Here is a 24,304-nt window from a genome sequence, read left to right on the forward strand (position 1 = left end):
TACACGTGTCAGGGACTGTCGCCGACCCGGTCGGCATCACCAACCCGCCGATCGACGACCTGCTCGAGAAGAGCCAGTCGAAGTATCAGCTGGTCATCTACTCGGCCAAGCGGGCTCGTCAGATCAACGCCTACTACTCGCAGCTGGGCGAAGGCCTGCTCGAGTACGTGGGTCCGCTCGTCGAGACCACTCCCGAGGAGAAGCCGCTGTCGATCGCGATGCGCGAGCTCGACAAGGGCCTCCTCGAAACGAAGGCCTTCGACGACCCCGAGGCGTAGGTCCGGATGAACGTCGTCCTGGGCGTGTCGGGCGGCATCGCCGCCTACAAAGCCTGCATACTGCTCCGCCTCATCAAGGAGTCCGGTCACGACGTGACCGTCATCCCCACCGCGGCGGCGCTCAACTTCGTCGGTGAAGCCACCTGGGAGGCCCTGTCGGGCCGCCCGGTGGCTTCCGGCGTGTTCACGGACGTCTCGCAGGTCAAGCACGTGCGCCTGGGCCGCGAGGCCGACCTCGTCGTCGTCGCCCCGGCCACCGCCGACCTGCTCGCGCGCGCCGCGCACGGCCGCGCCGACGACCTGCTCACCTCCACGCTCCTGACCGCGACCTGCCCGGTCGTGTTCGCCCCGGCGATGCACACCGAGATGTGGGAGCACGCCGCCACCCGCGCCAACGTCGCCGTCCTGCGCGAGCGCGGCGTCCACGTCGTCGAACCCGACTCGGGCCGCCTCACCGGCGCCGACACCGGCCCCGGGCGCCTGCCCGAACCCGAATCGCTCTTCGCCCTCCTCAAGGGCTTCCTCTCTGCTTCTCCCGCACGGGACCTGGTGGGCCGCAAGGTCGTCGTCTCGGCCGGCGGCACCCGCGAGCCGCTCGACCCGGTCCGCTTCATCGGGAACCACTCCTCGGGCCGCCAGGGGATCGCCATCGCCGCCGCGGCCGCCGCGCGCGGCGCCGACGTCACCCTCATCGCCGCCCACATCGACGCCGCACTGCCCGCGGGCGTCCGCGTCGAGCGCGTCTCGACCACCGCCGAGCTCTACGACGCCACGCTCAAGGCCGCCGCCGAGGCCGACGCCGCGGTCCTCGCGGCCGCACCCGCCGACTTCACGCCCAAGGAGCCCTCGGACCGCAAGCTCAAGCGCAAGGGCGACCTCGAGCTGTCGCTGAGCTCGACGCCGGACATCGCCGCCGCGGTCGGGCGGGCCAAGCGCCCCGGCCAGGTCCTCGTCGTCTTCGCGGCCGAGACCCACGACGGCCCCGAGCACGCCCGCGCCAAGCGGGCGGCCAAGAACGCCGACCTGGTGGTCCTCAACGACGTCTCCGGCGGCGCCGTGTTCGGCTCGACGGAGAACTCGGTCACCATCTTCGACGAACGTGGCGAAGTCGACGCGCTCGCTCACACTTCCAAGGAATCGGTCGCGGACGCGATCTGGGACGCCGTTTCCGCAGCGCTCGCCTAGCGCCGCTCCCGCTCAGTGGACGCCTCCGAGGCCGCCTGGGTCCCGCGCGCCGACTTGGTGGGAAGATCGGGACCGCATAGACTTGTGAGCTGCGAAGTCATTCGAGAGCGCCGCGCGGCGGCGTAGATGTGTGTTGAGGAGTGCCGTGGCACGTCGCCTGTTCACCTCCGAGTCGGTCACTGAGGGCCACCCGGACAAGATCGCCGACCAGATCTCCGACGGGATCCTGGACGCCCTGCTGTCCCAGGACCCCGGGAGCCGGGTCGCGGTCGAAACCCTCATCACCACCGGCCAGGTGCACGTCGCGGGCGAGGTGACCACCAACGCGTGGGCCGACATCCCCAAGATCGTCCGCGAGACGATCCTGCGCATCGGCTACGACTCCTCCAAGAAGGGCTTCGACGGCGCCTCCTGCGGCGTCAACGTCTCGATCGGCGGCCAGAGCCCCGACATCGCCCAGGGCGTCGACAAGGCCTGGGAGTCCCGAGTGGACGCGGGCGAGCTCGACGAGCTCGACCTCCAGGGCGCGGGCGACCAGGGCCTGATGTTCGGCTTCGCCTGCCGCGAGACCCCCGAGCTGATGCCCCTGCCGATCGCCTTGGCCCACCGGCTCTCCCAGCGGCTCACCGAGGTCCGCAAGGACGGCACCGTGCCGTACCTGCGCCCGGACGGCAAGACCCAGGTCACCATCGAGTACGACGGCCTCAAGCCCGTGCGCCTGGACACCGTGGTCGTCTCCAGCCAGCACGCCCCCGACATCTCGCTCGACTCGCTGCTCTCGCCCGACATCGCCGAACACGTGATCGCGCCGGTCGTCTCCGGCCTCGACCTCGACATCGCCGACTACCAGCTCCTGGTCAACCCGACCGGCCGCTTCGAGATCGGCGGCCCGATGGGCGACGCGGGCCTGACCGGCCGCAAGATCATCGTCGACACCTACGGCGGCTACGCCCGCCACGGCGGCGGCGCCTTCAGCGGCAAGGACCCCTCGAAGGTCGACCGCTCGGCCGCGTACGCCGCCCGCTGGGTCGCCAAGAACGTCGTGGCCGCCGGCCTCGCCGAGCGCTGCGAGGTCCAGGTCGCCTACGCGATCGGCAAGGCCAAGCCCGTGAGCATCGCGGTGGACACGATGGGCACCGGCACCGTCGACCACGCGCGCATCGAGCGGGCCGTGTTCGAGGTCTTCGACCTGCGCCCGGCCGCGATAATCCGCGACCTCAACCTCATAAGGCCGATCTACTCCCAGACCGCCGCGTACGGCCACTTCGGCCGCGAACTGCCGGAGTTCACCTGGGAGGCGACGGACCGCGCCGCCGCTCTCAAGGAAGCGGTGAACTGACGGTCCGAGCACTGTCGCCGGGCGCCCCCGATCCGTCGGGGGCGCCCGGTACGTTTATCGGATGAACGAGTCCCCGGCCATCGCAGCGGTCTGCATCGACCAGCCGCTGCCGCAGCTGGACCGGCTCTTCGACTACCTCATCCCCGAGGACATGGCCGCCCAGGTCAAACCCGGTTGCCGGGTGCGGGTCCGCTTCGGGCGCCGCAAGGTCTCGGGCTTCGTCATCGCCGTCAAGCCCTCCACCGACTTCACCGGCAAGCTCCTGTGGATCTCCGACCTCGTCTCACCCGAACCGGTCGTCACCGCGGAGGTCGCGGCCCTGGCGAGGGCCGTCGCCGACCGCTACGCGGGCACGCTGACCGACGTCCTGCGCCTGGCCGTCCCGGAACGGCGCGTCAGGGTCGAGGCCGAGAACCGCAGCGAGCCCCTCCCGGTGGCCGCGCCCATCGACGGCGACTGGAAGAGATATATCGCAGGCGAGGCATTCCTACGCGCGTTGCGCGAGACCAAGTCACCGAAGGCCGTCTGGAACGCCCTCGCAGGCGAGGACTGGCCCGCACGGCTCGCCGAAGCCGCCGCCGCGACCGCCTCCGCGGGCCGAGGCGCCGTCCTGGTGGTGCCCGACCAGGCCGACCTGGACCGCCTCGACGCCGCGCTCGAGGCGATCCTCGGCCCGGACCGCCACGTCACGCTCTCCGCGCAGCTGGGCCCGACCAAGCGCTACCGCTCGTTCCTGAAGGCGGCCCGGGGCGAGGTTCGGATCGTGGCCGGCACCAGGGCCGCGGCCTTCGCCCCCGTCGCCGACCTCGGCCTGGTCGCGATCTGGGACGACGGCGACGAGTCCCACGTGGACCGCCACGCCCCGTACCCCCACGCCAGGGAGGTCGTCCTGACCCGGGCCAACCTGTCCGGCGCCGCCTGCCTCGTCGGCGGCTACGGCCGGACCCCGCAGGCGCAGCTCCTCGTGGAGACCGAGTGGGCGGTCTCGATGGTCGCGTCGCGCGATGAGATCCGTTCGGCCACACCGAGGATCGTGCCCGTGGGGGACGAGTCCGACCTTGAGCGCGACCCCTCCGGCGGCACGGCCCGGCTTCCCACCGTCGCCTGGGAAGCGGCACGGGCGGCCCTCGCCAAGCACCAGCCGGTGCTCGTCCAGGTCCCCAGGCGCGGATACGTTCCCGCCGTCTCCTGCCAGCGCTGCCGGACCCGCGCGGCCTGCCCGAACTGCTCGGGTCCGCTGCGGCTCCTGGGGGCCCGACGGGCGCCGGTGTGCGGCTGGTGCGGGGTGGTGGCCGAGGACTTCCGCTGCGCCGAGTGCGGCGGGACCCGCGTGCGGGCGATCGTCATCGGCGCCGAGCGCACGGCCGAGGAGCTCGCGCAGGCGTTCCCGGACACGCAGGTGGTGGAGTCGACCGGGGTGAACCGCCTGGACGCGGCGCCGCAGGGCGCGGCCGTGGTGGTGGCGACGCCGGGGGTGGAGCCGCCGGCGCAGGGGGGCTACGGCGCGGTCCTGCTCCTGGACACCTGGGCGCTGCTGACGCGGGCCGAGTTGACGGCGAGCGAGGAGGCGTTGCGGCGCTGGATGAACGCGGTGGCCTTGGCGCGTCACGACGGTACGGCCGTGGTGGTCGCCGACGGGGGTCTGGCGGTGGTCCAGGCGCTGATTCGCTGGGATCCGGCGTGGTTCGCCTTGCAGGAGTTGGAGGACCGGTCGGAGCTGGGCTTCCCGCCGGTGATGCGGTTCGCGGCGCTGACGGGTCCGAACGGGGAGGCCGAGAAGCTGGCGGCCGATCTGCCCGCCGATCTGGGTGCCGAGGCGATCGGTCCGATCCCGGTGGACGAGCACACCGAGCGGCTGCTGCTGCGGGTCCGGCGCCGTGACGGCGCGGCCCTGGCGAGCACGCTGGCGAAGGCGACCGCCGAGAGGGCCGGTTCGAAGGCCGAGCCGGTGCGCATCCAGATCGACCCGCGCGAAATCGCCTGAGCACATCGCCTGCCGCGGTGCGGGCCTTACCGTTCGGCTTCGCGTGTCTCCCCGGTGGTCTTGCCGAGTCGGACCCGGAGCCTGCCGCCGACGGCGCGGAGCCGTTCGCGGAAGAAGTAGACCGCCGCCAGGACGATGAGGACGAAGGGGATGGCGATCGGGAGGACCGTGGTGAAGCCGAGGACCACGATGAGGGCTTCGACGCCGATGATGGAGGCGACCCCGGCGTAACCGAGGACCGTCAGCGCCTGCATGCGGAACACCAGGGCGGCGATCGCGGTGCGGAGGCGCCCGGGGCGCGGTTCGGCCATCGGTCATGTATAGCAGGCCGCCTGCCCGCAGGGGTGTTTCAGCAGACGGGGCCCGGCGTGCGGGCGAAGGCCCGGACGAGGTCGCGGATGAGGTCGAGGTCGCGGGCGACTTTCGCCGGGGTGCTGAAGCGCAGGCATCCCTTGCCCGTGTCGTGGCCGGCGAGGCGTTCGGCGAAGGCCTCGCGTACGTCCTCGCGCAGGACGTAGAGCGAGATGTGGCGCTTCTGGGACGCGTAGCCGAGTTCGACGGCGCCGTCGCGTTCGAGGCACGGCATGCCGTGGGCCATCACCTCGGTGAATCCCGGGAGCTCCTCCAGGCAGATCTCGCGGATCGCGGCGACGGCCTCGCGGCGGTCGTCGGGGAGTTCCGCGAGGTAGGCGTCGACGTCGGCGGCCTTGCTCTGCACCATGACTTCAACGTAGCGCTTCGGGGGCGGTGAGGGACGCCAGTTCGTGGCGTTCATAGGTGCCCAGTGATGCGTGGATCCGGAGGGCTTCGGCCCACTGGGTCCGGGCGCGCTCGGTGTCGCCGGCGGCCGCGAGGGCGTTGCCGAGGCCGTGGCGGGCCCTGGCCTCCTCGTAGGCGTCGGGTGCCGCCTCGGCGAGGTCGATCGCCTCGCGGTGGAGTCGTTCGGCGGCCGCCGGGTCGCCGCAGGCGAGGTGCGCGAAACCGGCGTTGTTGAGGACTTCGAGTCGCAGCTCCACGCTTGGGACGGCGGCGGTCGCGTCGAGGGCGTGTTCGGCGAGCGCGACGGCGTCGGCGGCTCGGCCCTGGCGGGCGCGGACGTGGGAGAGGCGGCTGCGGATGAAGGCCTCGCCGAACGCGTCCCCGGACTGGTGGTACGCCTCGAGCGCCTGGTCGAGCAGTTCGCCCGCGGCGTCGGGCTCGTCCTGGCGCAGGCGCAGCAGTGCGAGGCCGGCGAGCGCCGCGGCGAGGTTCTGGCCCCAGCCGCGGTCGGCGAAGGTCTTCACGGACCGCTCGAAGCCGGATTCGGCGTTGTCGTGGTCGCCGATGAGCAGGTCGAGGTGGGCGATGTCGTCGAGGGCGTTCATCTCGCGGTCGGCGTCGCCGAGGTCGCGGAAGCCTTCGGCGGCTTCGGTGGCGCATTCGCGGGCTTCGGCGAGCCGCCAGCGTTCGAGGTGGCACCAGCCGATGGCGCCGAGGGCGAGGAGTGCCGCCATGGGGTCGTCGTTGGCGAGGGCGAGGCTGCGGGACTCGGCGAGGCTCAGGTGGGCGCCGTCGATGTCGCCGAGGGCCCGTTGCGTGTTGCCGATCTGGTGGAGGACCGTGGCCTGGTGCGGCCGGTCGCCGAGGGCGCGGTCGGCGTCGAGGGCGATGCCGAGGTTGACGAGGGCTTCGGCGCGCTGGCCGCGCGTGTACTGGTAGCGCCACAGGGTGGTCGCGAGTCGGCCCGCGTGCCACTGGTGCCCGTCCTCCGAGGCCTGTCGGATCATCTCGGCCAGGGCGCCCTGGCGGGTGTCGAGCCATCGGATCGCGTCGTCGGCGCCGTCGAACGCCGGTGCGGGGACGGCGGTCTCGGGAGCGGCCTCGGGGTCGAGTCCGAACAGGAGCGTCAGCGTCTCCGCCGCGACGGCCAGGTGCCAGTCGTAGAGGCGACCCAGCGCCTCTTCGCGGTCGGGCGCGTCGGCGGCCTGTTCGCGGGCGTAGGCGCGGACGAGGTCGTGGACGCTCCAGCGGCCTTCGGCGGTCGGGGAGGCGAGGTGGACGGTGGCGAGGCTCCGGAGCGCGGAGTCGGCCTCGGCCGGGTCGGCGCCGGTGAGGGCGGCGATGCCGGCGGGCTCGAATTCGGTGGCCGGGTGGAGGCCGATCGCGTTGAGGGCCTTGCGGTCGGCCGGTGCCAGGCGGTCGCGGGTGAGGTCGAGGCAGGCGCGCAGGCCGGCGGCTTCGTCGCCGGGGAGGTCGAGGTTCGCCAGGGGTGCTCCGGCGATGCGGTCGCGCAGGTCGCCGAGGGGCTGCCCGGGGCGGGCGAGGGTCTGGCAGGCGGCCAGGCGCAGGGCGAGCGGGAGGTCGCCGCAGGCGGCGGCGAGGCCGCGGGCGGCCTCGGGGTCGGCGGCGACGCGTTCGCGTCCGATCATGGCGCCCAGGAGGTCCATGGACGCCTCGCGGGTGAGGGGTTCGAGGCGCAGGTGGGGGACGCCGTGGGTGGCGGTGAGTCCGAACAGGTCGGTGCGGGCGGTGATGAGGGCGGTCGAGCCCCCGGTGCCGGGGAGGAGGTCGCGCAGCTGCTCGGGGCTGCGGGCGTTGTCGAGGACGACCAGGACGCGGCGGTGGCTCAGGAGCGAGCGGTACATCGCGGCCCGCTCGTCGCCGTCCGGCGGGATCTCCTCGGGGTCGGTGCCGAGCGCGGCGAGGAATCGGTGGAGGACGGGCTCGGGGCCGAGCGGGGCGCTGCCGGAGAAGCCGCGGAGGTCGATGTAGAGCTGGCCGTCGGGGAAGGCGTCGAGGGCGCGGTGGGCCCAGTGGAGGGCGAGCGCGGTCTTGCCGACCCCGGCGGGACCGGCGATGACGACCGCTCGCGGCGAGGCGTCGCGGGTGTGCCGGTCGATCTGGCGCAGTTCGCGTTCGCGGCCGGTGAAGGCGTGGGGCGCGGGCGGGAGCCGGCGGGGGACCTGGCCGGTGTCGGCGACGTCGGCGGCGGCGATGCGCCCGCACTGGGCGAGCCAGGTGTCGACGGCGGCCTCGTCGCCGCCGCAGGCGCGGACCAGGGCGGCGACGACTTCGGCGCGGGGGATCGAGTCGCGGTTGAGGACGGCGGCCAACGTGCTGGTGGGGAGCCAGTCGCCGTGGTCGCGGGCGCGGCGACTGATCTCGCGGATGCTCAGGCCGGAGGCGGCGCGCAGCTCTCTGAGCAGGGCCACCAGCTGGGGGGCCGAGCCGGCCGCCGAGGGGTCGAGGCCGTCGAGGGAATGACGCACGTCACCGAGTCTACCGAGGACGGTCTCGGTGCGGGGTCCCTGTCCCGGACGTTCCGGGACACCCGCAGCCATTGCCCCGCTTGCACATCGGTGGTGGACTCGAACCGTCCCCGAAGGCCGCGACGGAACGCGCCGATGGGAAACCGGTGAGAAACCCGGGCCGGGGGTGTGGGAACACCCGGCCCGACCCACCCTCTCCCGGCCGCCCCGCGTCCGCTGCGCGGCGCGGCCGGGAGGGCTCTTCGGGCGAACGATGAGTTTCGGCCCGCCGACTCGTCCTAACTGATGCAATCAGAGGACCCGTTCGGAAGGACCAGCGATCATGCAGAAGATCGTCACCAACATCTGGTACGACGGCGATGGTGAAGAGGCCGTCGACTTCTACCTCTCCCTCTTCCCCGACGCCAAGGTCACCGGCACCATTCCCTACGTCGAGGACGCCCACGGCACGCCCGGCAAGGTCATGGTCGTGAACTTCGAGATCGCCGGGCAGGCCTTCACCGCCATCAACGGCGACGACTCGGCCAAGCACGACCACGCCATGTCGCTGCTCATCAACTGCGACGACCAGGCCGAGGTCGACCGCCTCTGGGACGCCATCCTCGCCAAGGGCGGCAGGGAGATCGAGTGCGGCTGGATCGCCGACAAGTGGGGCGTCAACTGGCAGGTCTGGCCCTCCGAGGCCGACCGGTACCTCGGCGGCCCCGACAAGGAGGCCGCGGTGCGCGCGACGCAGGCGATGTACAAGATGAAGAAGATCGACCTCCAGGCCATCAAGGACGCATACGAGGGCAAATGACGCCGAGGGCGCGGCCCGGTCCCCCGAGCGGGGGACCGGGGCCACGCCGCAGAGGGAGGCCCCGGCGCCGCGTCTCGGCGACACTGAAGGCGTGAACGACCGCTGGCACAATGGCCCCGTGCGCCTCCTCGCCCCGCTCTGGTCCCGGGCCACCTACCGCGGGTGGGTCTGGATGATCCTGGGCGGCGCGCTGATGATGCCGTTCATGATGGTCGGCGCCGTCTTCTACAACTGGCGCCACCCCCAGAGCGGCTTCGACGGCGTCATCCACCCCACCGTCTACGTCGGCGTCATCCCGCTCGTCGCCGCCGTCTCCCTGCTCCTGCCCGACCGCGAGGTCGAGCGCACCGCCGCCCGACGCCTCCTGGACGCCCAGTTCGCCTCGCCCGACGACGGCACCTGGAACACGCGCTGGCGCACCGGCTGCTGGTTCACCCTCCACGCCGCGATCGGCGGCCTCCTCAGCGGCGTCACCCTCGCCATGGTCCCCTTCGCCGCGTACCTCGCCTACTACGGCGCGCTCCTGGCGCTGGGCCGGATCGACCGGGCGCCGGACCTGTACTGGGGCTGGTTCGTCGAGTGGGGCGCGCTCACCGGGCCGCTCCTCCTGGTCGTGCTCGTCGCGCTCATCGCCGCCGCCACCGCGGGCATGAGGGCCCTGGCCCCGCTGCTGCTGGGCCAGAGCGCCGCCGACCGGCTGGCCGCCTCCAGTGCCGAGTCCGCGCGGCTGGCCGCCCGCAACCGCATCGCCCGGGAGCTGCACGACTCGGTCGGCCACGCCCTGTCGGTCGTCGTCGTCCAGTCCGAGGCCGCCGCCCGCCTCATCGAGTCCGATCCGGCCTTCGCGGCCAAGGCGATGAACGCCGTCGGCGAGACCGCCCGCGGCGCGCTCGCCGAGCTCGACGCCGTCATCGGGGCACTGCGCGAGGACCGGGACGGCGCCCGCGGCCCTCAACGCGACCTCGCCGACCTTCAGGCGCTCGCCGACGAGTCGGGCGTCGAGACCGACCTCCAGCTCACCGGCGACGCTGACGCGTTGAGCCGCTTGGCCTCCCGCGAGATCTACCGGATCGTCCAGGAGTCGCTGACGAACGTGCTGCGCCACGCCGACGAGCCGCGCGCCACGGTGGTGGTCGCGGTGGGGGAGCGGGAGTGCACCGTCACCGTCACCAGCCCCGCCGCCCGCCGGCCCCGCCGCGGCACCGGGAAGGGCGGGCGCGGCCTCATCGGGATGGCCGAGCGCGCCGCCGTGCTCGGCGGGACCGCCGAGGCATCATGGGCTCCGGGACGGTGGACCGTCCTGGCCGCCGTGCCGCTCGAAACCGGAAAGGCCGAGGAATGACCGCACCGCTGCGCATCGCCCTGATCGACGACGAGGCGCTGATCCGCTCCGGATTCGCCGCCATCATCGGCGCCGAACCGGACCTCGAGGTCGTCGCCGAGGGCGCCGACGGGGTGGACGCGCTCACCATCGCCCGCTCCGGCAAGGCCGACGTGCTGCTCATGGACGTCCGGATGCCGAAGGTCGACGGCATCGCGGCGACCGAGCGGATCGTGTCCGAACTGGACCGGCCCCCGAAGATCCTGGTGGTCACCACGTTCGACAACGACGACTACGTGTGGCAGGCGCTGCGCGCCGGAGCCGACGGGTTCCTGCTCAAGCGCACCCGCCTCGAAGACCTGCTGGCGGCCGTGCGGCTCGTGGCCCGCACCGACGCGCTCCTGTTTCCCGAAGCGGTCCGCCGCCTCGCCGCCGCCGCACCCAAACGCAAGCCCCCCAAGGGGATCGGCGATCTGAGCGACCGCGAGCGCGAGGTCCTGACCCTCGCGGCCCGCGGCCTGTCGAACGCCGAGATCGCGGCCGAGCTGTTCCTCGGCCGCGAAACCGTCAAGACCCACCTGAGCAGCGTCTACACCAAGCTGACCGTCCGCGACCGCACGCAGGCCGTGATCGCGGCCTACGAAGGCGGCCTCGTCTGAGGCGGGGCGACTACGCCTCGAAGACCGTGGCGGAACCACCCTCGGCCGCGGAGCCGTCGACGATGACCGTGCCGTCCGAGAGGGCCCCGCCGAGGACCGTGCCGCCCTCCGTTCCACCGTCCACTTCGGTCGTGGCGGCCGCGAACGCCGTCGTCGCCTCGTCGTCGGCCTCGCCGCCGCCGACCGCCGCCTCGGCCAGCGACGCCTCCATCCCGTGCAGGGTCCCCCGCAGGTACTGGAGGTTCCGCCATGTGGCGGCGTGGAACTCCTGATACCTCCCGGCGGCGTTCTCGGCCGCGCCCGGCGCGGTCCCGAACGCCGGGGCCCGGCTCAGCGTCCCGGTGCCGAGCACCGGCACCACCTGGTTCTCGAGCGTGTCGATGAGCCCCAGCAGAAACAGCCGGTACTCCTCGATCGCCTCGGGGTCGAACACCCGCTCCTGCGCCATTGCGCGCCTCCTTGCTAGATGTAGGGGTCGTCGCCGGGCTTGACGTAGCCCCAGACGTTGTCGATCTCGCGGAAGGTGAGGTCCTCGTCCTCCGCCTCTTCGTCCTCTTCGGACTTCTCGGAGCGCTTGCGGGCGTCGGCCTGCTGACCGCCCACGACCGCGGTCCGCGAGCCGACGCCGCCGCCGGAACCGGAGCCGCCGGCGGCCGCCGGGCCGGTCGTCCCGGTCGCGCCGAGCATCCCCGGCGCCGCCGCGCTGTAGACCGAACCGCCGCCGGCCACCGCGCCGCCCGCGGTCACCGGCGCGGTCGTCATCGACCCGCCCGCGCCGCCGAACCCGAAACCGCCGCCTCCGCCGGCGAGGCCGCCGGAGACCGCGCCGTCCACGGGCGCCGACTCCTCCGGCGCCGTCGCGGCCGCTTCGGCGTCCTCGGCCCGAACCGATCCGTCCCCGCCCGGCGGGACCGGGCTCGGGTCCTGGGTCGCCTGCGGCGCCACCGGCGAGGCCGGCTGCTCCATCGACGGCGGCTCCAAGTCCATGTAGGACGTGTCCGCGCCGTCCGGATACGGACGGTCGGACCCGGTGGCGCTCAACGCCTCCAGCTGCTCGCTCTGGCCCGTCCGCTTCTCGACGATCGACTCGTCGATCGCGGCGTGCCGCTCGGTGTACCCGGCCACCTCGGCCGCGATGCGGTCGGCGAAGGCCGTCGCGGCCTCCGCTCCCGCCTGCAATCGCTCTGGCGGCAAGACCCCCGCGACCGGCTCCAGCGCGCCACCCGACCGCTGCCCGATGAACGTCCGGACCTCCTCGGCCAGCGCGGGGTCCGCGCCGCCGAGCTCGAGCGCCCGCTCGGCCTCCTCGCAGGTCATGAGGATGCAGTCGCCGTGCCACCAGCCGGGCCTGACGTGGATCGCGACCAGGCTCGTCCACCCGCCCTCGGCGCCGACCATCGGCGCGGGGTAGGGGATCTCGCCGGAGTCGCCGCCCTGGAGCGTGTAGATCGCCTCCTCGCGGTGCTTGAGGTCCCCGGTGGCGTCCTCGATGTCGTCGAGCACGCCCTGGAGGAGCGTGCGGACCTGGTCGGTCTGGTCGGCGAACGCGTCGAAGTCCGTTCCCGCCCATCCGGTCGACAGCTCCGCGAGCTTCGACTTGATCAGGCCCGGCCAGTCGCCGATGATCCCGGCGACCTCCTCGTTCCACCCGGTGCGCAGGCGCTGCAGCGAGAACGCGTCCGGGTCGATGGGTCGCACCGCGCCCACCGCCGAGCGGAAGTCGTCCTCGGTCGGATAGGACATCCCCTCGCAGCGGGGCTTGAACCGGCCCAGCTGCCCCTCGACCGGCACGGCCGAGACCAGCTGCTCCCAGTCGGTCTCGGCCGGGTGCGCCGCCGGGTGCGGGCAGGCGCCCGCGGTGCACCCGGCCCGCGCCCCGCCGGGATCGGCCGTGTCGCCGAAGGCGATGGTCGAGCTGGCGGTCGCGGTCTCCATGTCCGCGTAGGCCGTGTCGTCGTACTCGAACGCCGCGTCCTCGTCGGCGGCGCCGTAGTCCTCGGCGGGCGCGTCGTAGGCCGTCCCGATGTCGGCCTCGGTGAGCGTCACGTACTCCGAGCCCGCGTCGCCTTCGGCGGCCGAGCCCTCGATGAAACCCGCGTCGGTCATGCCGGTGCGCCTCCCTCGTTCCTGGTGGTGCGCCAATGAAAGAGCGGTCCGCCACGGATTCGCCTCAACTTCGCTCCAGGCGGGTCGGGACGGGTCTGGAGCGGCGGGGTGCACATTGCACTGGAGGCCCCGGGCGCGTCCCGGGCGCGCGGCACATCGGAGGAGGAACGGGATGACCGTGTTCATGAAAGTGGAGCAGGTCCGCGGCGGCGGCGCGGACCTGCGGACCCTCGCGCCGGGGGCCCGCCGGGCCTCCGAGCGCGTGCGGGCCCCCGCCGAGAGCGCCGCGTCGGGGAACGCCGGGTTCCTCACCGGCCAGGCGGGCGTGCAGTGGCAGGCGGCGCTCGGCACCGTCACCGAGGGCGTCGAGCGGCGCGTCGAATGGCAGGGCGCGCAGGTCACCGGCAGTGCCGACGACCTCGACGGCACCGACCGCAGCGTCGGCGGCGACATCGAATCGATCGGACGCGACCTGCCTGTGCGGCGGCCGAGCCAGGAGGACCCCCATGCCCAGCTATGACGAGGCGCTGGCCGCGAACCCGGCGGGGTTCGTCGACTACGCCGCGGAGATGACTTCGGCCGGCACCGACCTGACCGACCACCAGGGCGAGTACGACGCGGTGGTCACGACCATCAACGCCGACTGGCAGGACGAGGCGAACGCCGCGTTCAACGAGGACGTCGACACGGTGGGCGCCCATGTGGGCGACGTGGTCTCGCAGGTCGACCAGGCCGCCGAGCTGCTGAGCACCGGCGGCGGGCACATGGTGTCCCAAGTGGAGCAGTTGAGGGCGACGGACGCGGCCTACCGCGGCGCCGGGTTCGACGTGCAGTCCGAGCCGCGGGTCGAACTGGGCGCCGTGCACTGGGCGGCGATCGCGGCCGCCGGGCCGTTCGGGCCCGTGCTCCGGGCCCTGTTCCAGGCCCGCGCCGACGAGGGGACGACGCAGCTCCAGCTCGGCCTGGCGGTGCTCACCGCGACCGACGTCGCCACCGGCGCCGGTCTGACCGCGGCCGCCGAGCAGCTCGAGCCCCTGGAGGACAAGGGCGGCCCCGGCAACACGGTCTGCCCGCCGGCGGTCGACGAGAAGCCCGACCGGAACGAGTCGAACACCAAGGACGAGAACGGCACCGCGAAGAAGACCGGCGGCGACGAGAAGGACGGGAAGGACGGGAAGGACGAGAACAAAGAGGGGAACAAGGACGAGAAGGACGAGAAGGACGGCGAGAAGGACGAGAAGCCGAAGGAGGAGGACCCGGCCGACCCCGACCGGCAGGACCAGGCGCCCCGGAACCCGGAGGCCGAGCAGCCCCGGAACGAGACGCCCGGCATGGTCGAGCCCGACCCGGGCCCGGCCGACGTGCCCGGCTACGAGAGCCCCGAGCTGAGCGCGCCCGAAATCCCCGATTACGAGAGCGACTGGGACCCCAGTGAACTCGGCGGTGCCGAGCTCCCGACCGGCGGACTGGCCGGAGGCGGCGGCATCGGTTCGGGCGGCGGTCTCTCCGGCGGCGGCACCGGCGCGCCCGACCTCCCGCTCGGCGCCCCCGGCGGCGCTTCCGGCGGCGTCTTCGCCGCCCCGGGCGCGGGCGCCGCACCCGTGGGCGCGACCGGCGCCGGGGCCAGGACCGGCGCGGGCGGCTTCATGGGCGCTCCCGGCGCCCGCGGCGCGAACGTCGCCGACGACGAGGTCGAACGCGAATCGTTCCTGCTCGAGGACCCCGACGAGGATGTGTGGGGCATCGGCACCGACAAGGACAACCCCTACGTCGACTACCAGGGCGAACGCCCCGGCGAGAGCGGTCCGCCGCCGCTGGACGAGATCCCTCCGTTCACCCTTCCCGGCTTCGACCTGCCTTCCGACCAGAACCCCAGGTAGTCGTAATCCGGCCCGCTCGCCGCGACGCCGGGCCCTCCGGAGGCGACCCCGCTGTCCGGAGGGCCCGGCGTCTTGCGAGCGGACGGCCACCTCGCCGTGGACTCCCCGACGCCCCCGGCCAGTGCCCGTTCCGTGCACCACTAGGCGCACACCGCTCGGCCCGCCGCCCCTCACGGGGCAGCGGGCCGGTCCGCTTCCGTCAGCGCGCCGTGGACGCCACCAGTGCCGCCAGGCGATCGGCCGCCCACTGCTGCGCCGTCCCGATCACCGCGGACGCCTCCGCGGCCAACTGCTCGTACTCGGTGTCCACGGTGACGTTCGGGACCGTGAACGTGAACGCCGTCAGCCGCCCCGCCAGCGTCACCTCGACCTCGCACACGTCGTCCTCCCCGCCGCCGGCCGTGAACCGCTCCGGCGACCGCGCCACCCACTCCCGCAGGTCCGCCGAACGCGGATCGGGCGCGCACCGCGCGAGCAGGTCCGCGCCGATCCGCTCGGCGCGCATCACGTGCTCGGCGCGCGCCGCCTCGGCCGCTTCCCACGCCGCCTCGATCGCCTTCGCCACCGCCTTGCCGCTCATGCGGTCCACCGTGGGGCTCAGCGCCAGCGACCCCAGCCGCCCCGTGTAGTCCAGCCGCAGCCACACCACCCGGCCGGCGTCGGTGCCGTCGAATCCGGCGCCCATCAGCTGCGCGGCGATCGCTCCCGCCCGCACCGCCGCCTCGGCCGCCGCCGCGACCCGCTCGCGCGTCGGCGCCTCCGACAGGACCCGCACCGCGTGGTCGCGCATCGGGCCCTCCGGCAGCCGCTCGGCGGCGGCTCGCGCCGCCGCGAGGCGGTCCTCGTATCCCTCCGGGATCGCGATCTTGTCCATAAGGGACACCTCCTGGTCTCGTGCTCGTCCTCCCCGGATGCTCGCCCACCCCTCCCCAGATCCGCACTCGAATCGTCACGACTCGCGCCCTGAACACCGGCTGCCGTTGTGGGACACTGGAGTCCCCTCCTTTTCAGCGCTGAAAGCGATGACGCCATGACCCTCGACGTGCGCCTCCTCGGACCCCTGGAGGTCCGCGTGGACGGCCGCACCGCCGCGATCCCGAGGGGCAACGCCACCACCGTCCTCACCCTCCTGCTCGACGACGCCGGGAAAGTGGTCCCCGTCAGCGGCCTGGTCGCGGGCGTCTACGCCGACGACCTCCCGCTCGACCCCGAAGCCCAGATCCAGAACACCGTCGGCGTCCTGCGCCGCCAGCTCGGCCCCGCCCGCGACCGCATCGAGACCGTCGGCCGCGCCTACCGCTTCCGCATCGACGAGACCGAACTCGACACCCTGCGCTGCAAGGCGAAAGAAGCCCTCGCCCGCAAGCTGCGCCGCGAGGGCGGCAGCGAGAAGGCCGCCGAGGTCCTCCGCGAGGCCCTCGCCGAATGGCGCGGACCCGCGCTCGCCGACCTGCCCGGCAGCGTCGCCGGCGCCATCGGCCGCCGCCTCGACGAATACCGGCTGACCCTCCTCGAACAGCGCATCGACGCCGACATCGAGACCGGCCGCGCCCCCGGCGCCGTCCAGGAACTGCGCCAGCTCCTCGCCGTCCACGACACCCGCCAGCGCCTCGTCGCCCTCCTCATGCGCGCCCTCCACGCCTGCGGGCGCACCGCCGAAGCCCTCGCAGCCTTCGCCGACCTCAAAGAGCGGCTCGCCGACGCCCTCGGCGCCGACCCCAACCGCGAACTGGTCGACCTGCACACCGCGATCCTGCGCGACCAGACCGCCGAGCCCGCGCCCGCCGACGCGCCCGAACCCGCGCCCGCCGTCCCCGCCCCCGCGATGCTCCCGCGCACCACGCCCCGCTTCACCGGCCGCGAGAGCGAGATCCGCGCCCTGGACCGGTTCCTCATGGACGCCGGCTCGGAGGCCGGACTGGCCGCCGTCACCGGCATGGGCGGCGCCGGCAAGACCGCGACGGCCGTCCGCTGGGCCCACCGGGTCGCCCACCGCTTCCCCGACGGGCAGCTCTACTTCAACCTGCGCGGCTTCGACCCCACCGCGCCCGCCGCCGACCCCGAGGCCGTCCTCGGCGAAGCCCTCGCCGCGCTCGGGGCGACGCGCCCGCCGGCCCGCCTCGACGAGCGGGTCGGCCTCTACCGCACCCTCCTCGCCCGGCGCCGCGTCCTCATCGTGCTCGACAACGCCCGCGACGCCGCGCACGTCAGGCCCCTCCTGGCCACCGCCCCCGGCAGCTTCACCATCGTCACCAGCCGCGACCGGCTCGTGGGCCTCGACATGCACGAAGGCGCCGAGACCGTCCCGCTCGGCCCGCTGACCGCGGCCGAATCCGAAGCGCTGCTGGCCCGGCGGATCGGGCCCGAGCGGGCCGCCGCCGACCGCGCGTCCGTCGCCCGGATCGCCGCGGCCTGCGGCGGACTCCCCTTGGCGCTCACGCTCGTCGGCTCCTGGGCCGCGGCCGACCCCGGCCTGGCCCTCGGCGCCCTCGCCGACCGGTTCGACGCCTCGCCCGACGTGCTCGGCGTCCTCGTCGCCTCCGACACCGCCTCCGATCTGCGCACCGTCTTCGACAGCTCCTACCAGCTGCTGGGGGAGCGGGACGCGTTCGCGTTCTGCCTGTTCGGCCTGCACCCCGGGCCCGAGATGACGCCCGCGGCCGCGGCCAGCCTCATGGGCGCCGAGCCCGGCGAGGCCCGCGCGGCGCTGGCCGAACTCGCCGAGTCCAACCTGGTCGACCGGCTCCCCGGCGACCGCTACGCGATGCACCGCCTGCTGCGCGACTACGCCGCCGAGTGCTTCGCCGACGAAGTGCTCGCCGCCGACCGGCAGGCGGCGGCCCTGCGGATGGTCGAGCACTACCTGTACGCCGCGCACCGGGCCGACCGGTTCCCCGCGGGCGGCCACCGGGTCGACCTCGGCCCGGCGGCGCCCGGCGTCCACATCGAACCGATCGCCGACGTGAAGGCCGCGGCCGCCTGGTTCGCCGCCGAGCACCCGGTCCTGCTCGGACTGGCGGGGACCGAGGGCGGCTTCCAGGCCGACCTGCGGGTCTGGCAGCTCGGCTGGATCCTGGCCGAGCGGCTGCTCGACCGCGGCGCCGCCCGCGAACTACTGGCGGTCCAGCGCTCGGCGCTGGCGGCCGCCGAACGCCGCGGCGGCGCGTTCGAGCGGGCGGTCTCCTTGGGCTACTTGGGGTTCGCGCACGCCGAACTCGGCGACGCCGACCGCGCCCGCGAGTGCGCCGAGCGGGCCGCGGCCCTGGCCGAAAGGGACGGCGGGACCTGGGCCCGCGGCTTCGCGGCCTACACGCGGGCGAAGACCGGCGCCGCCGAGCACGCCCGCCTCGCCAAGGACCTGTTCCGCAGCGTGCAGGACCGGCTGTGGGAGCGACGGGCCGCCGAACTCGTGGCCCAGGCCCGCAACGCCGCCGACGACCGCGCGTAAACGCAGGTCGCGCACCCTTTCCGAAATTCCCCCGATGGCGTGTTGACGCGTCGGGGACACCACGTGCTATGGTTCGTTAGTCAAGTAATGAACCTCTGAACCAATGAACCTGGTTCCCGAACCAATCGAAGGAGGCGAGATGTTCGATGACGGCGCACCGATCTATCGGCAGATCGCCGATCAGATCAAGGCCGAGATCATGAACGGATCGCTCCAGCCAGGAGGCAAGGTCATGTCGACCAACCAGTACGCCGCCTTCTACCAGATCAACCCTGCGACCGCGCAGAAGGCGTTCCGGGAGCTGGTCGACGAAGGCGTCCTCTACAAGCAGCGCGGCGTCGGCATGTTCGTCGCCGACGACGCCCGCGACAAGCTCGCCGCCGACTTCCGCGACCGCTTCTTCGAGCGGGTCCTCGCCCCCCTGGTCCGCGAAGCCCGCCAGGCCGGCATTCCCCTGACCGACATCATCGACTACCTCCGAGCCAGCGACGGCAACGCCGGCGGAGCCGTCAACCAGACAGAGAAAGGCGCCCTCCAATGAGCTTCACCGTCAACCTCCGCGACGTCACCCTCAAGTACGGCGACGCCGACGCCCTCGCCGACGTGGACCTCACCCTCGAGGCCGGGAAGATCTACGGCCTGCTCGGGCGCAACGGCGCCGGCAAGACCAGCCTGCTCAGCCTCATCGCCGCGTTCCGCAAGCCCACCAGCGGAGCAGTCCTCGTCGGCGGCGAACCGGTCTGGGAGAACGCCCCGATCGTCTCCCGCGTCGCCCTCATCCGCGAAGGCGGCGACTTCGACGACTCCGACACCGTCAAGGCCACCATCGAGACCGGCCAGATCCGCCCCGACTTCGACCTCGACTACGCCCTCAAGCTCGCCGACAAGTTCGAGCTGTCGCTGAAGAAGAAGGTCCGCGAGCTCTCCCGCGGCAAGCGCTCGGTCCTGGCCGCCGTCTGCGGCCTCGCCGCCCGCGCCGAGCTCACCATGTTCGACGAGGTCCACCTCGGCATGGACGCCCCCACCCGGGACGCGTTCTACAAGGAGCTCCTGGCCGAGTACATGGACCGCCAGCACACCGTCGTCCTCTCCACACACCTCATCGACGAGGTCGCCAACTACCTCGAAGAGGTCGTCATCGTCGACCGCGGCCGCATCCTGCGCCACGAGGACGTCGAGACCTTCCAGGGCATGGGCGCCACCCTCACCGGGCCGGCCGACGCCGTCGACGCCGTCGCCGCGGGACTCGACGTGCTCGCCGAGCAGCGCCTCGGCGCGACCAAGAGCGTCACCGTGTCCGCCCGGCCCGACGCCGCGACCCGCGAGCGCGCCGCGAACGCCGGGATCGAGATCGGCCCCGTCGGCCTCCAGGACCTCTTCATCCACCTCACCGAACCCGGCAAGAACGGAGCCTGACGATGACCGCCCCCGCAAACACCCGGCTGCCCTCCCGCCGCTACGCCCTCGGCGTCGGCATGGCGGGCGAAGGGGTCAAGTACTTCAGGTTCTGGATCGCGGCCGCCGTCCTGGTCTCCTTCCTCGGGCCGCTGGCGATCTCCCGCTTCAACGACATCGAGCTCTCGACCTGGTTCTACACCGCCAACGTCGCCAAGTGGTTCACCGCGTTCGTCGGCGGCGGCTTCGTCTACGCCCTGGTGCCCAACATGATCGCGGCCGGCCTCACCCGCCGCGAGCTGTCGGTCTCGATGGGCGTCTTCGGCGCGATGTGGTCGCTGGTCCTCGGCGCCTGCGCCGTCGCCGGCATCGCGATCGAGCGGTTCTACTACGACGCGATGGGCTGGTCACAGGGCATCGACGCCGACGGCGCCATCGCCCCGATCGGCTCCTGGGGCGACACGCTCGCCTTCGCCGCGGTCTACCCGCTCCTGTACCTGGTCTACTTCGCCGCCGGATGCGTCATCGGCGCCGCCTCCTACCGCTGGGAGAGCAGCGGCTGGCTCCTGCTGGTGCCGATCCTCCCGATCGTCTTCAGCCTCGACAACGCCCTGTACGACACCGAGCCGTTCGGACCCGGCTGGATGGGCTTCCTCGGCCGCTACATGGACGAGTGGGGCCGCGGCGTCGTCCTGGCCGGCATCGTGCTCGTCGCCCTCGTCCTCGCGGCCGGCGCCCACCGCATCCTCATCGACATCCCGCTGCGTTCGAAGAAGGCCTGACCATGAGCACCGCACTCGCAAAGCGCCGCTACCGCATCGGCGTCTCCCTCTTCCTCGGCTCGGGCCGGTGGCTGCGCTGGCCCCTGCTGCTGTGGGCCGTCGGCGCCCCGATCGCCTCCGTCCTCTTCATCAACGTCGTCGAGACCGGACTGTGGACGATCACCGCCACGGTGTTCCAGTGGTTCGTCGCCGTCACCGCGGGAGGCTGGGTCTACACCAACCTGCCGACCCTGATCTCCCGCGGCGTCACCAGGCGCGAGATCACCGTCGCCTACATCATCTTCGGCATCCTCGGCTCGATCGCGGTGGCGACGCTGACCACCGTCGGGTTCGCCGCCGAGCACGCCCTCCTCGACCTGTTCGGCGACCCCCTCGGCACCTGGGGCGGCGACCTCGCCAACGGCGCCCGCTACTTCCTCATCACCCCGATCTACTTCTTCACCGGGGCGTTCATCGGCGCCTCGGCCATGCGCTTCGGCGGCAGGCCGTGGTTCGTCGTGGTCCTCATCATTGCGGCCTCCGGCCACTACGCGGGCGTCCTCTTCCTGGAATTCGGCTACTTCACCGACCCGCGCTCCCTGCTCGTCTGGGCCGCCATGGCCCTCGGCGTCATCGCGATCCTGGTCGCCGCCTCGAGCGCGACCCTCCGATCCGTCCCCATCCAAGCGAAACGAGCCTGACCGTGAACGCCGCCCCCGCCCGGGCCCCGATGCGACCGAAGCCGGACTGAACCATGGGCCTCATCGACGCTCAGGTGCCCTTCCCCGTGGTCGTGCTGGCCGCGTGCATCGCGGCCGGCATGGTCGCCGGACTGCTGCTGACCGTCGGCCCGTCCGCGCCGCCGCGGTCCCCGTCCGGGCGGGCCCGCCCGGCCCGCACCACACCCTCCCCCGACCCCTCACAGGGAGTGCCCGACGAGTGGGACACTGGAGAACGGCCAGTACACGCATCGGAAGGTCAGCACATTGTCGATCCAGCCCATCCGCATCTTCGGCGACCCGGTCCTGCGCACCGCCGCCGATGACGTCGACACCTTCGACAAGGAACTGCGGGGCCTCGTGAAGGACCTGCTCGACACCATGCGCGACGAAGGCGGCGCCGGGCTCGCCGCGCCGCAGCTGGGCGTCAGCAAGCGGGTCTTCGCGTTCGACGTCGACGACGTCATCGGCCACATCGTCAACCCCGTCCTCGAATTCCCCGACGAGGAGGAGCAGGACGGACCCGAAGGGTGCCTGTCCCTGCCCGGGCTCTACTTCGACACCGTGCGCCGCCAGAACGTCGTCGCCAAGGGCTTCAACGAGTACGGCGACCCCCTCCAGATCGTCGGCACCGGCCTCATGGCCCGCTGCCTCCAGCACGAGACCGACCACCTCGACGGCATCATCTTCATCGACCGCCTCGACGCGGAGCGCCGCAAGGCCGCCATGGCCGAGATCCAGTCCCAGGACTGGTACAACGAAGACGTCAAAGTAAAAGTCACCCCCCACGACTCCAAGGGTGTGTTCTTCAAACGATGAGAATCGTCTTCGCCGGGACCCCGGAGGTCGCCCTGCCGACCCTCGAGGCCCTCCACGGCTCCGACCACGAGGTCGTCGCCGTCCTGACCCGACCCGACGCCCCCACCGGCCGCGGCCGCAGAGTCTCCCGCTCGCCCGTCGCCGCCTGGGCCGACGAGCACGGCGTCGAAGCGCTCACGCCCGCCAAACCGCGCGAACCCGAGTTCCTCGAGCGCCTGCGCGACCTCGACGCCGACATCGTCCCCGTCGTCGCCTACGGCGCCCTCGTGCCCCCCGCCGCCCTGGAGATCCCGCGCCTGGGCTGGATCAACCTCCACTTCTCGCTCCTGCCCGCCTGGCGCGGCGCCGCCCCCGTGCAGCACGCCGTCCTCGCCGGCGACGAGATGACCGGCGCCTGCGTCTTCCAGCTCGAAGCGGGCCTCGACACCGGCCCCGTCTACGGCCGCCTCACCGAGCCCATCGAACCCGGCGACACCTCCGGCGCGCTCCTCGACCGCCTCGCGATCGCCGGCGCCCGCCTCACCCTCGACGTCGTGGACGCCCTCGGCGCCGGCGCCCTCGTCGGCGAACCGCAGCCCGAAGACGGCGTCTCCTACGCCCCCAAGATCACCGTCGACGACGCCCGCGTCCGCTGGAGCGACCCCGCCTTCGCCGTCGACCGGCGCATCCGCGCCGTCACCCCCGCACCCGGCGCCTGGACCGAGTTCGCCGGCCAGCGCCTGCGACTGGGCCCGGTCACCCTCGACCCCGACGGCCCCGACCTCGCCCCCGGCGAACTCGCCCTCGCCAAGCACCACGTCCATGTCGGCACCGCCACCGACTCCGTTCGCCTCGAACAGGTCCAACCGGCAGGAAAGAAACCCATGGACGCAGCAGCATGGGGCCGCGGCCTCCAGCACACCGGCGAAACGCGGTTCGCATGAGCGACCGCCGCCGCAGCCGACGCCGCGAACCCGAGAACGACCGCCCGAACGTGAACCCGCGCCGCGTCGCCTTCGACGCGATCCGCGCCGTCACCGAGGACAACGCCTACGCCAACCTCGTCCTGCCCCGGATGCTCGCCGAGACCGACAACACCGGCCGCGACGCCGGACTCGCCACCGAGCTGACCTACGGGACCCTCCGCAGCCTCGGCACCCTCGAGGCGATCCTCGCCGCCGCCTCCGGCCGCCACATCCGCCAGCTCCAGCAGGACCTCGTCGACGCCCTCTGCCTGGGCGCCTACCAGCTGCTGTACATGCGCATCCCGCCGCACGCCGCGGTCGCGACCACCGTCAGCCTCGTCAAGGCCGCCGTCTCCCCGCGCGTCTCCGGCCTCGCCAACGCGGTCCTGCGCAAGGTCGCCGCCAAAGACCTCGACGAGTGGACCGCCGAACTCGCCACCGGCGACCGCCTCGCCGACCTCTCCCTGCGCTACGCGCACCCCGAGTGGATCACCGCCGAGTTCGAGGCGGTCGTGGGCCCCGACGAGCTCCCGGCCGCACTCGAGGCCGACAACGTCGCCCCGCCGGTCCACCTGTGCGCCAAGCCCGGCCGCATCACCAAGGGCGACCTCTCGCGCGAGACGCGCGGCGGCCTCCACGGCCAGTGGTCCCCGTACGCGGTCTACCTGCCCGGAGGCGACCCCGGCCGCATCAGGGCCGTCGCCACCGGCCTCGCGCACGTCCAGGACGAAGGCAGCCAGCTCGTCGCCGTCGCTCTGGCCGAAGCGCCCCTGGAAGGCCGCGACGAAGCCTGGCTCGACCTGTGCGCCGGCCCCGGCGGCAAGACCGGCCTGCTCGGCGCCATCGCGGCCGGACGCGGCGCCGCCGTCGACGCCGTCGAGATCCAGCCCCACCGCGCCGAGCTGGTCGCCAAGGCCGCCAAGGGACTTCCCGTCACCGTCCACACCGGCGACGGCCGCGAGTTCGGCGAGGCCGGCAGCTTCGACAGGGTGCTCGTGGACGCCCCCTGCTCGGGTCTCGGCGCGCTGCGCCGCCGCCCGGAGGCGCGCTGGCGCAAGCAGCGCTCGGACATCGACGGCCTCGTGCCGCTCCAGAAGGAGCTGCTGGCCTCGGGCCTGCGCCTGGCCCGGCCGGGCGGGATCGTCGCGTACGTGACCTGCTCGCCGGTGATCGCCGAGACCGAGGAAGTGGTCGCCTCGGCGCTCAAGACTCCCGGGACGGAACTCGTCCGCTCCCAGTGGCTCGCCGACCGGGTGCCGGATTCGGCTCGCGGCGACTTCGTGCAGCTGTGGCCCCACCGCCACGGCACGGACGCGATGTTCCTCGCCCTGATCCGCAAGACCGCGTAACCGATTTCCACCCAGCTCCGGCCCCTCACGAGGGGCCGGAGCCGCCACCGTGTGCCCGATTAGTCGGGTG

The 24,304-nt window shown here is 73.1% G+C and carries 23 protein-coding genes; 17 read left to right on the forward strand and 6 right to left on the reverse strand.

Annotation, left to right across the window (positions count from 1 at the left end):
• The first annotated feature begins 5 nt into the window (after positions 1 to 5).
• The 4 genes from rpoZ to BLQ63_RS12190 all read left to right on the forward strand — a co-directional run bounded on the left by rpoZ (position 6) and on the right by BLQ63_RS12190 (position 4,786).
• Positions 6 to 278 (forward strand): DNA-directed RNA polymerase subunit omega, encoded by a 273-nt coding sequence (rpoZ, locus tag BLQ63_RS12175; protein ID WP_026923083.1) that lies wholly within the window; start codon positions 6 to 8, stop codon positions 276 to 278.
• 6 nt (positions 279 to 284) lie between these two features.
• The gene (gene coaBC, locus BLQ63_RS12180) at positions 285 to 1,463 is read left to right on the forward strand and encodes a bifunctional phosphopantothenoylcysteine decarboxylase/phosphopantothenate--cysteine ligase CoaBC (protein ID WP_091034421.1); all 1,179 of its coding nucleotides are present in this window, start codon (positions 285 to 287) and stop codon (positions 1,461 to 1,463) included.
• A 145-nt stretch (positions 1,464 to 1,608) separates the two neighbouring features.
• Complete coding sequence (gene metK, locus BLQ63_RS12185; RefSeq protein WP_091034426.1) at positions 1,609 to 2,802, forward strand: methionine adenosyltransferase; 1,194 nt, start codon at positions 1,609 to 1,611, stop codon at positions 2,800 to 2,802.
• 94 nt (positions 2,803 to 2,896) lie between these two features.
• On the forward strand, positions 2,897 to 4,786 hold the full coding sequence (locus BLQ63_RS12190) for a primosomal protein N' family DNA-binding protein (protein WP_091034883.1): 1,890 nt from the start codon (positions 2,897 to 2,899) through the stop codon (positions 4,784 to 4,786).
• Positions 4,787 to 4,812: 26 nt separating this feature from the next.
• Here the strand turns inward: BLQ63_RS12190 and BLQ63_RS12195 are convergent, their stop codons facing one another.
• Genes BLQ63_RS12195 through BLQ63_RS12205 form a run of 3 tightly spaced genes read right to left on the reverse strand, consistent with a single transcriptional unit; the run spans position 4,813 to position 8,034 of the window.
• Entirely contained in the window at positions 4,813 to 5,097 is a 285-nt protein-coding gene (locus BLQ63_RS12195) for a hypothetical protein (RefSeq protein ID WP_091034430.1), read from the reverse strand.
• A 38-nt stretch (positions 5,098 to 5,135) separates the two neighbouring features.
• The gene (locus BLQ63_RS12200) at positions 5,136 to 5,507 is read right to left on the reverse strand and encodes an iron chaperone (RefSeq protein ID WP_091034432.1); all 372 of its coding nucleotides are present in this window, start codon (positions 5,505 to 5,507) and stop codon (positions 5,136 to 5,138) included.
• A gap of 4 nt (positions 5,508 to 5,511) precedes the next feature.
• Positions 5,512 to 8,034 (reverse strand): ATP-binding protein, encoded by a 2,523-nt coding sequence (locus BLQ63_RS12205; RefSeq protein ID WP_091034435.1) that lies wholly within the window; start codon positions 8,032 to 8,034, stop codon positions 5,512 to 5,514.
• A 322-nt stretch (positions 8,035 to 8,356) separates the two neighbouring features.
• Here BLQ63_RS12205 and BLQ63_RS12210 point away from each other — a divergent pair, with 322 nt between their 5' ends.
• From BLQ63_RS12210 to BLQ63_RS12220, 3 genes are all read left to right on the forward strand, one after another.
• Entirely contained in the window at positions 8,357 to 8,833 is a 477-nt protein-coding gene (locus BLQ63_RS12210; RefSeq protein WP_091034438.1) for a VOC family protein, read from the forward strand.
• Positions 8,834 to 8,924: 91 nt separating this feature from the next.
• A complete protein-coding gene (locus tag BLQ63_RS12215) occupies positions 8,925 to 10,175 on the forward strand; it encodes a sensor histidine kinase (RefSeq protein ID WP_091034442.1) in 1,251 nt (416 codons plus the stop codon).
• Positions 10,172 to 10,813 (forward strand): response regulator transcription factor, encoded by a 642-nt coding sequence (locus BLQ63_RS12220; protein ID WP_091034446.1) that lies wholly within the window; start codon positions 10,172 to 10,174, stop codon positions 10,811 to 10,813. Before BLQ63_RS12215 ends, BLQ63_RS12220 begins: the two co-directional genes overlap by 4 nt.
• Before the next feature lie 10 nt (positions 10,814 to 10,823).
• Here the strand turns inward: BLQ63_RS12220 and BLQ63_RS12225 are convergent, their stop codons facing one another.
• On the reverse strand, positions 10,824 to 11,261 hold the full coding sequence (locus BLQ63_RS12225; RefSeq protein ID WP_091034450.1) for a hypothetical protein: 438 nt from the start codon (positions 11,259 to 11,261) through the stop codon (positions 10,824 to 10,826).
• Positions 11,262 to 11,275: 14 nt separating this feature from the next.
• Entirely contained in the window at positions 11,276 to 12,919 is a 1,644-nt protein-coding gene (locus tag BLQ63_RS29640; protein ID WP_091034454.1) for a hypothetical protein, read from the reverse strand.
• A gap of 172 nt (positions 12,920 to 13,091) precedes the next feature.
• On the opposite strand from BLQ63_RS29640, the gene BLQ63_RS12235 reads away from it, so the two are divergent.
• Both BLQ63_RS12235 and BLQ63_RS12240 read left to right on the forward strand, forming a co-directional pair.
• On the forward strand, positions 13,092 to 13,439 hold the full coding sequence (locus BLQ63_RS12235) for a hypothetical protein (RefSeq protein WP_091034457.1): 348 nt from the start codon (positions 13,092 to 13,094) through the stop codon (positions 13,437 to 13,439).
• Positions 13,426 to 14,799 (forward strand): WXG100 family type VII secretion target, encoded by a 1,374-nt coding sequence (locus BLQ63_RS12240; RefSeq protein WP_091034461.1) that lies wholly within the window; start codon positions 13,426 to 13,428, stop codon positions 14,797 to 14,799. The genes BLQ63_RS12235 and BLQ63_RS12240 overlap by 14 nt, the downstream gene beginning before the upstream one ends.
• Positions 14,800 to 14,998: 199 nt before the next feature.
• On the opposite strand, the gene BLQ63_RS12245 is transcribed toward BLQ63_RS12240, so the two are convergent.
• Positions 14,999 to 15,673, reverse strand: a complete 675-nt coding sequence (locus BLQ63_RS12245; protein ID WP_091034465.1) for a hypothetical protein — start codon at positions 15,671 to 15,673, stop codon at positions 14,999 to 15,001.
• A 156-nt stretch (positions 15,674 to 15,829) separates the two neighbouring features.
• On the opposite strand from BLQ63_RS12245, the gene BLQ63_RS12250 reads away from it, so the two are divergent.
• The 8 genes from BLQ63_RS12250 to BLQ63_RS12285 all read left to right on the forward strand — a co-directional run bounded on the left by BLQ63_RS12250 (position 15,830) and on the right by BLQ63_RS12285 (position 24,234).
• Positions 15,830 to 18,247, forward strand: a complete 2,418-nt coding sequence (locus tag BLQ63_RS12250; RefSeq protein WP_091034467.1) for an AfsR/SARP family transcriptional regulator — start codon at positions 15,830 to 15,832, stop codon at positions 18,245 to 18,247.
• A 139-nt stretch (positions 18,248 to 18,386) separates the two neighbouring features.
• Positions 18,387 to 18,788, forward strand: coding sequence for a GntR family transcriptional regulator (locus BLQ63_RS12255; RefSeq protein ID WP_091034887.1), 402 nt, complete (start codon positions 18,387 to 18,389; stop codon positions 18,786 to 18,788).
• Entirely contained in the window at positions 18,785 to 19,663 is an 879-nt protein-coding gene (locus BLQ63_RS12260) for an ATP-binding cassette domain-containing protein (RefSeq protein WP_091034472.1), read from the forward strand. The genes BLQ63_RS12255 and BLQ63_RS12260 overlap by 4 nt, the downstream gene beginning before the upstream one ends.
• Positions 19,664 to 19,665: 2 nt before the next feature.
• Positions 19,666 to 20,424, forward strand: coding sequence for a hypothetical protein (locus tag BLQ63_RS12265; protein WP_091034475.1), 759 nt, complete (start codon positions 19,666 to 19,668; stop codon positions 20,422 to 20,424).
• Between the two features lie 2 nt (positions 20,425 to 20,426).
• Positions 20,427 to 21,104 (forward strand): hypothetical protein, encoded by a 678-nt coding sequence (locus BLQ63_RS12270; RefSeq protein ID WP_091034479.1) that lies wholly within the window; start codon positions 20,427 to 20,429, stop codon positions 21,102 to 21,104.
• 285 nt (positions 21,105 to 21,389) lie between these two features.
• Positions 21,390 to 21,941, forward strand: coding sequence for a peptide deformylase (gene def / locus BLQ63_RS12275; protein WP_091034483.1), 552 nt, complete (start codon positions 21,390 to 21,392; stop codon positions 21,939 to 21,941).
• A complete protein-coding gene (fmt, locus tag BLQ63_RS12280; RefSeq protein ID WP_091034487.1) occupies positions 21,938 to 22,864 on the forward strand; it encodes a methionyl-tRNA formyltransferase in 927 nt (308 codons plus the stop codon). Before def ends, fmt begins: the two co-directional genes overlap by 4 nt.
• Positions 22,819 to 24,234: an RsmB/NOP family class I SAM-dependent RNA methyltransferase gene (locus tag BLQ63_RS12285; RefSeq protein ID WP_091034492.1), complete on the forward strand. Its 1,416-nt coding sequence runs from the start codon at positions 22,819 to 22,821 to the stop codon at positions 24,232 to 24,234. The genes fmt and BLQ63_RS12285 overlap by 46 nt, the downstream gene beginning before the upstream one ends.
• Positions 24,235 to 24,304 lie beyond the last annotated feature (70 nt).

Source organism: Glycomyces harbinensis (assembly GCF_900101745.1).
In the GTDB taxonomy this organism is placed as follows: domain Bacteria; phylum Actinomycetota; class Actinomycetes; order Mycobacteriales; family Micromonosporaceae; genus Glycomyces; species Glycomyces harbinensis.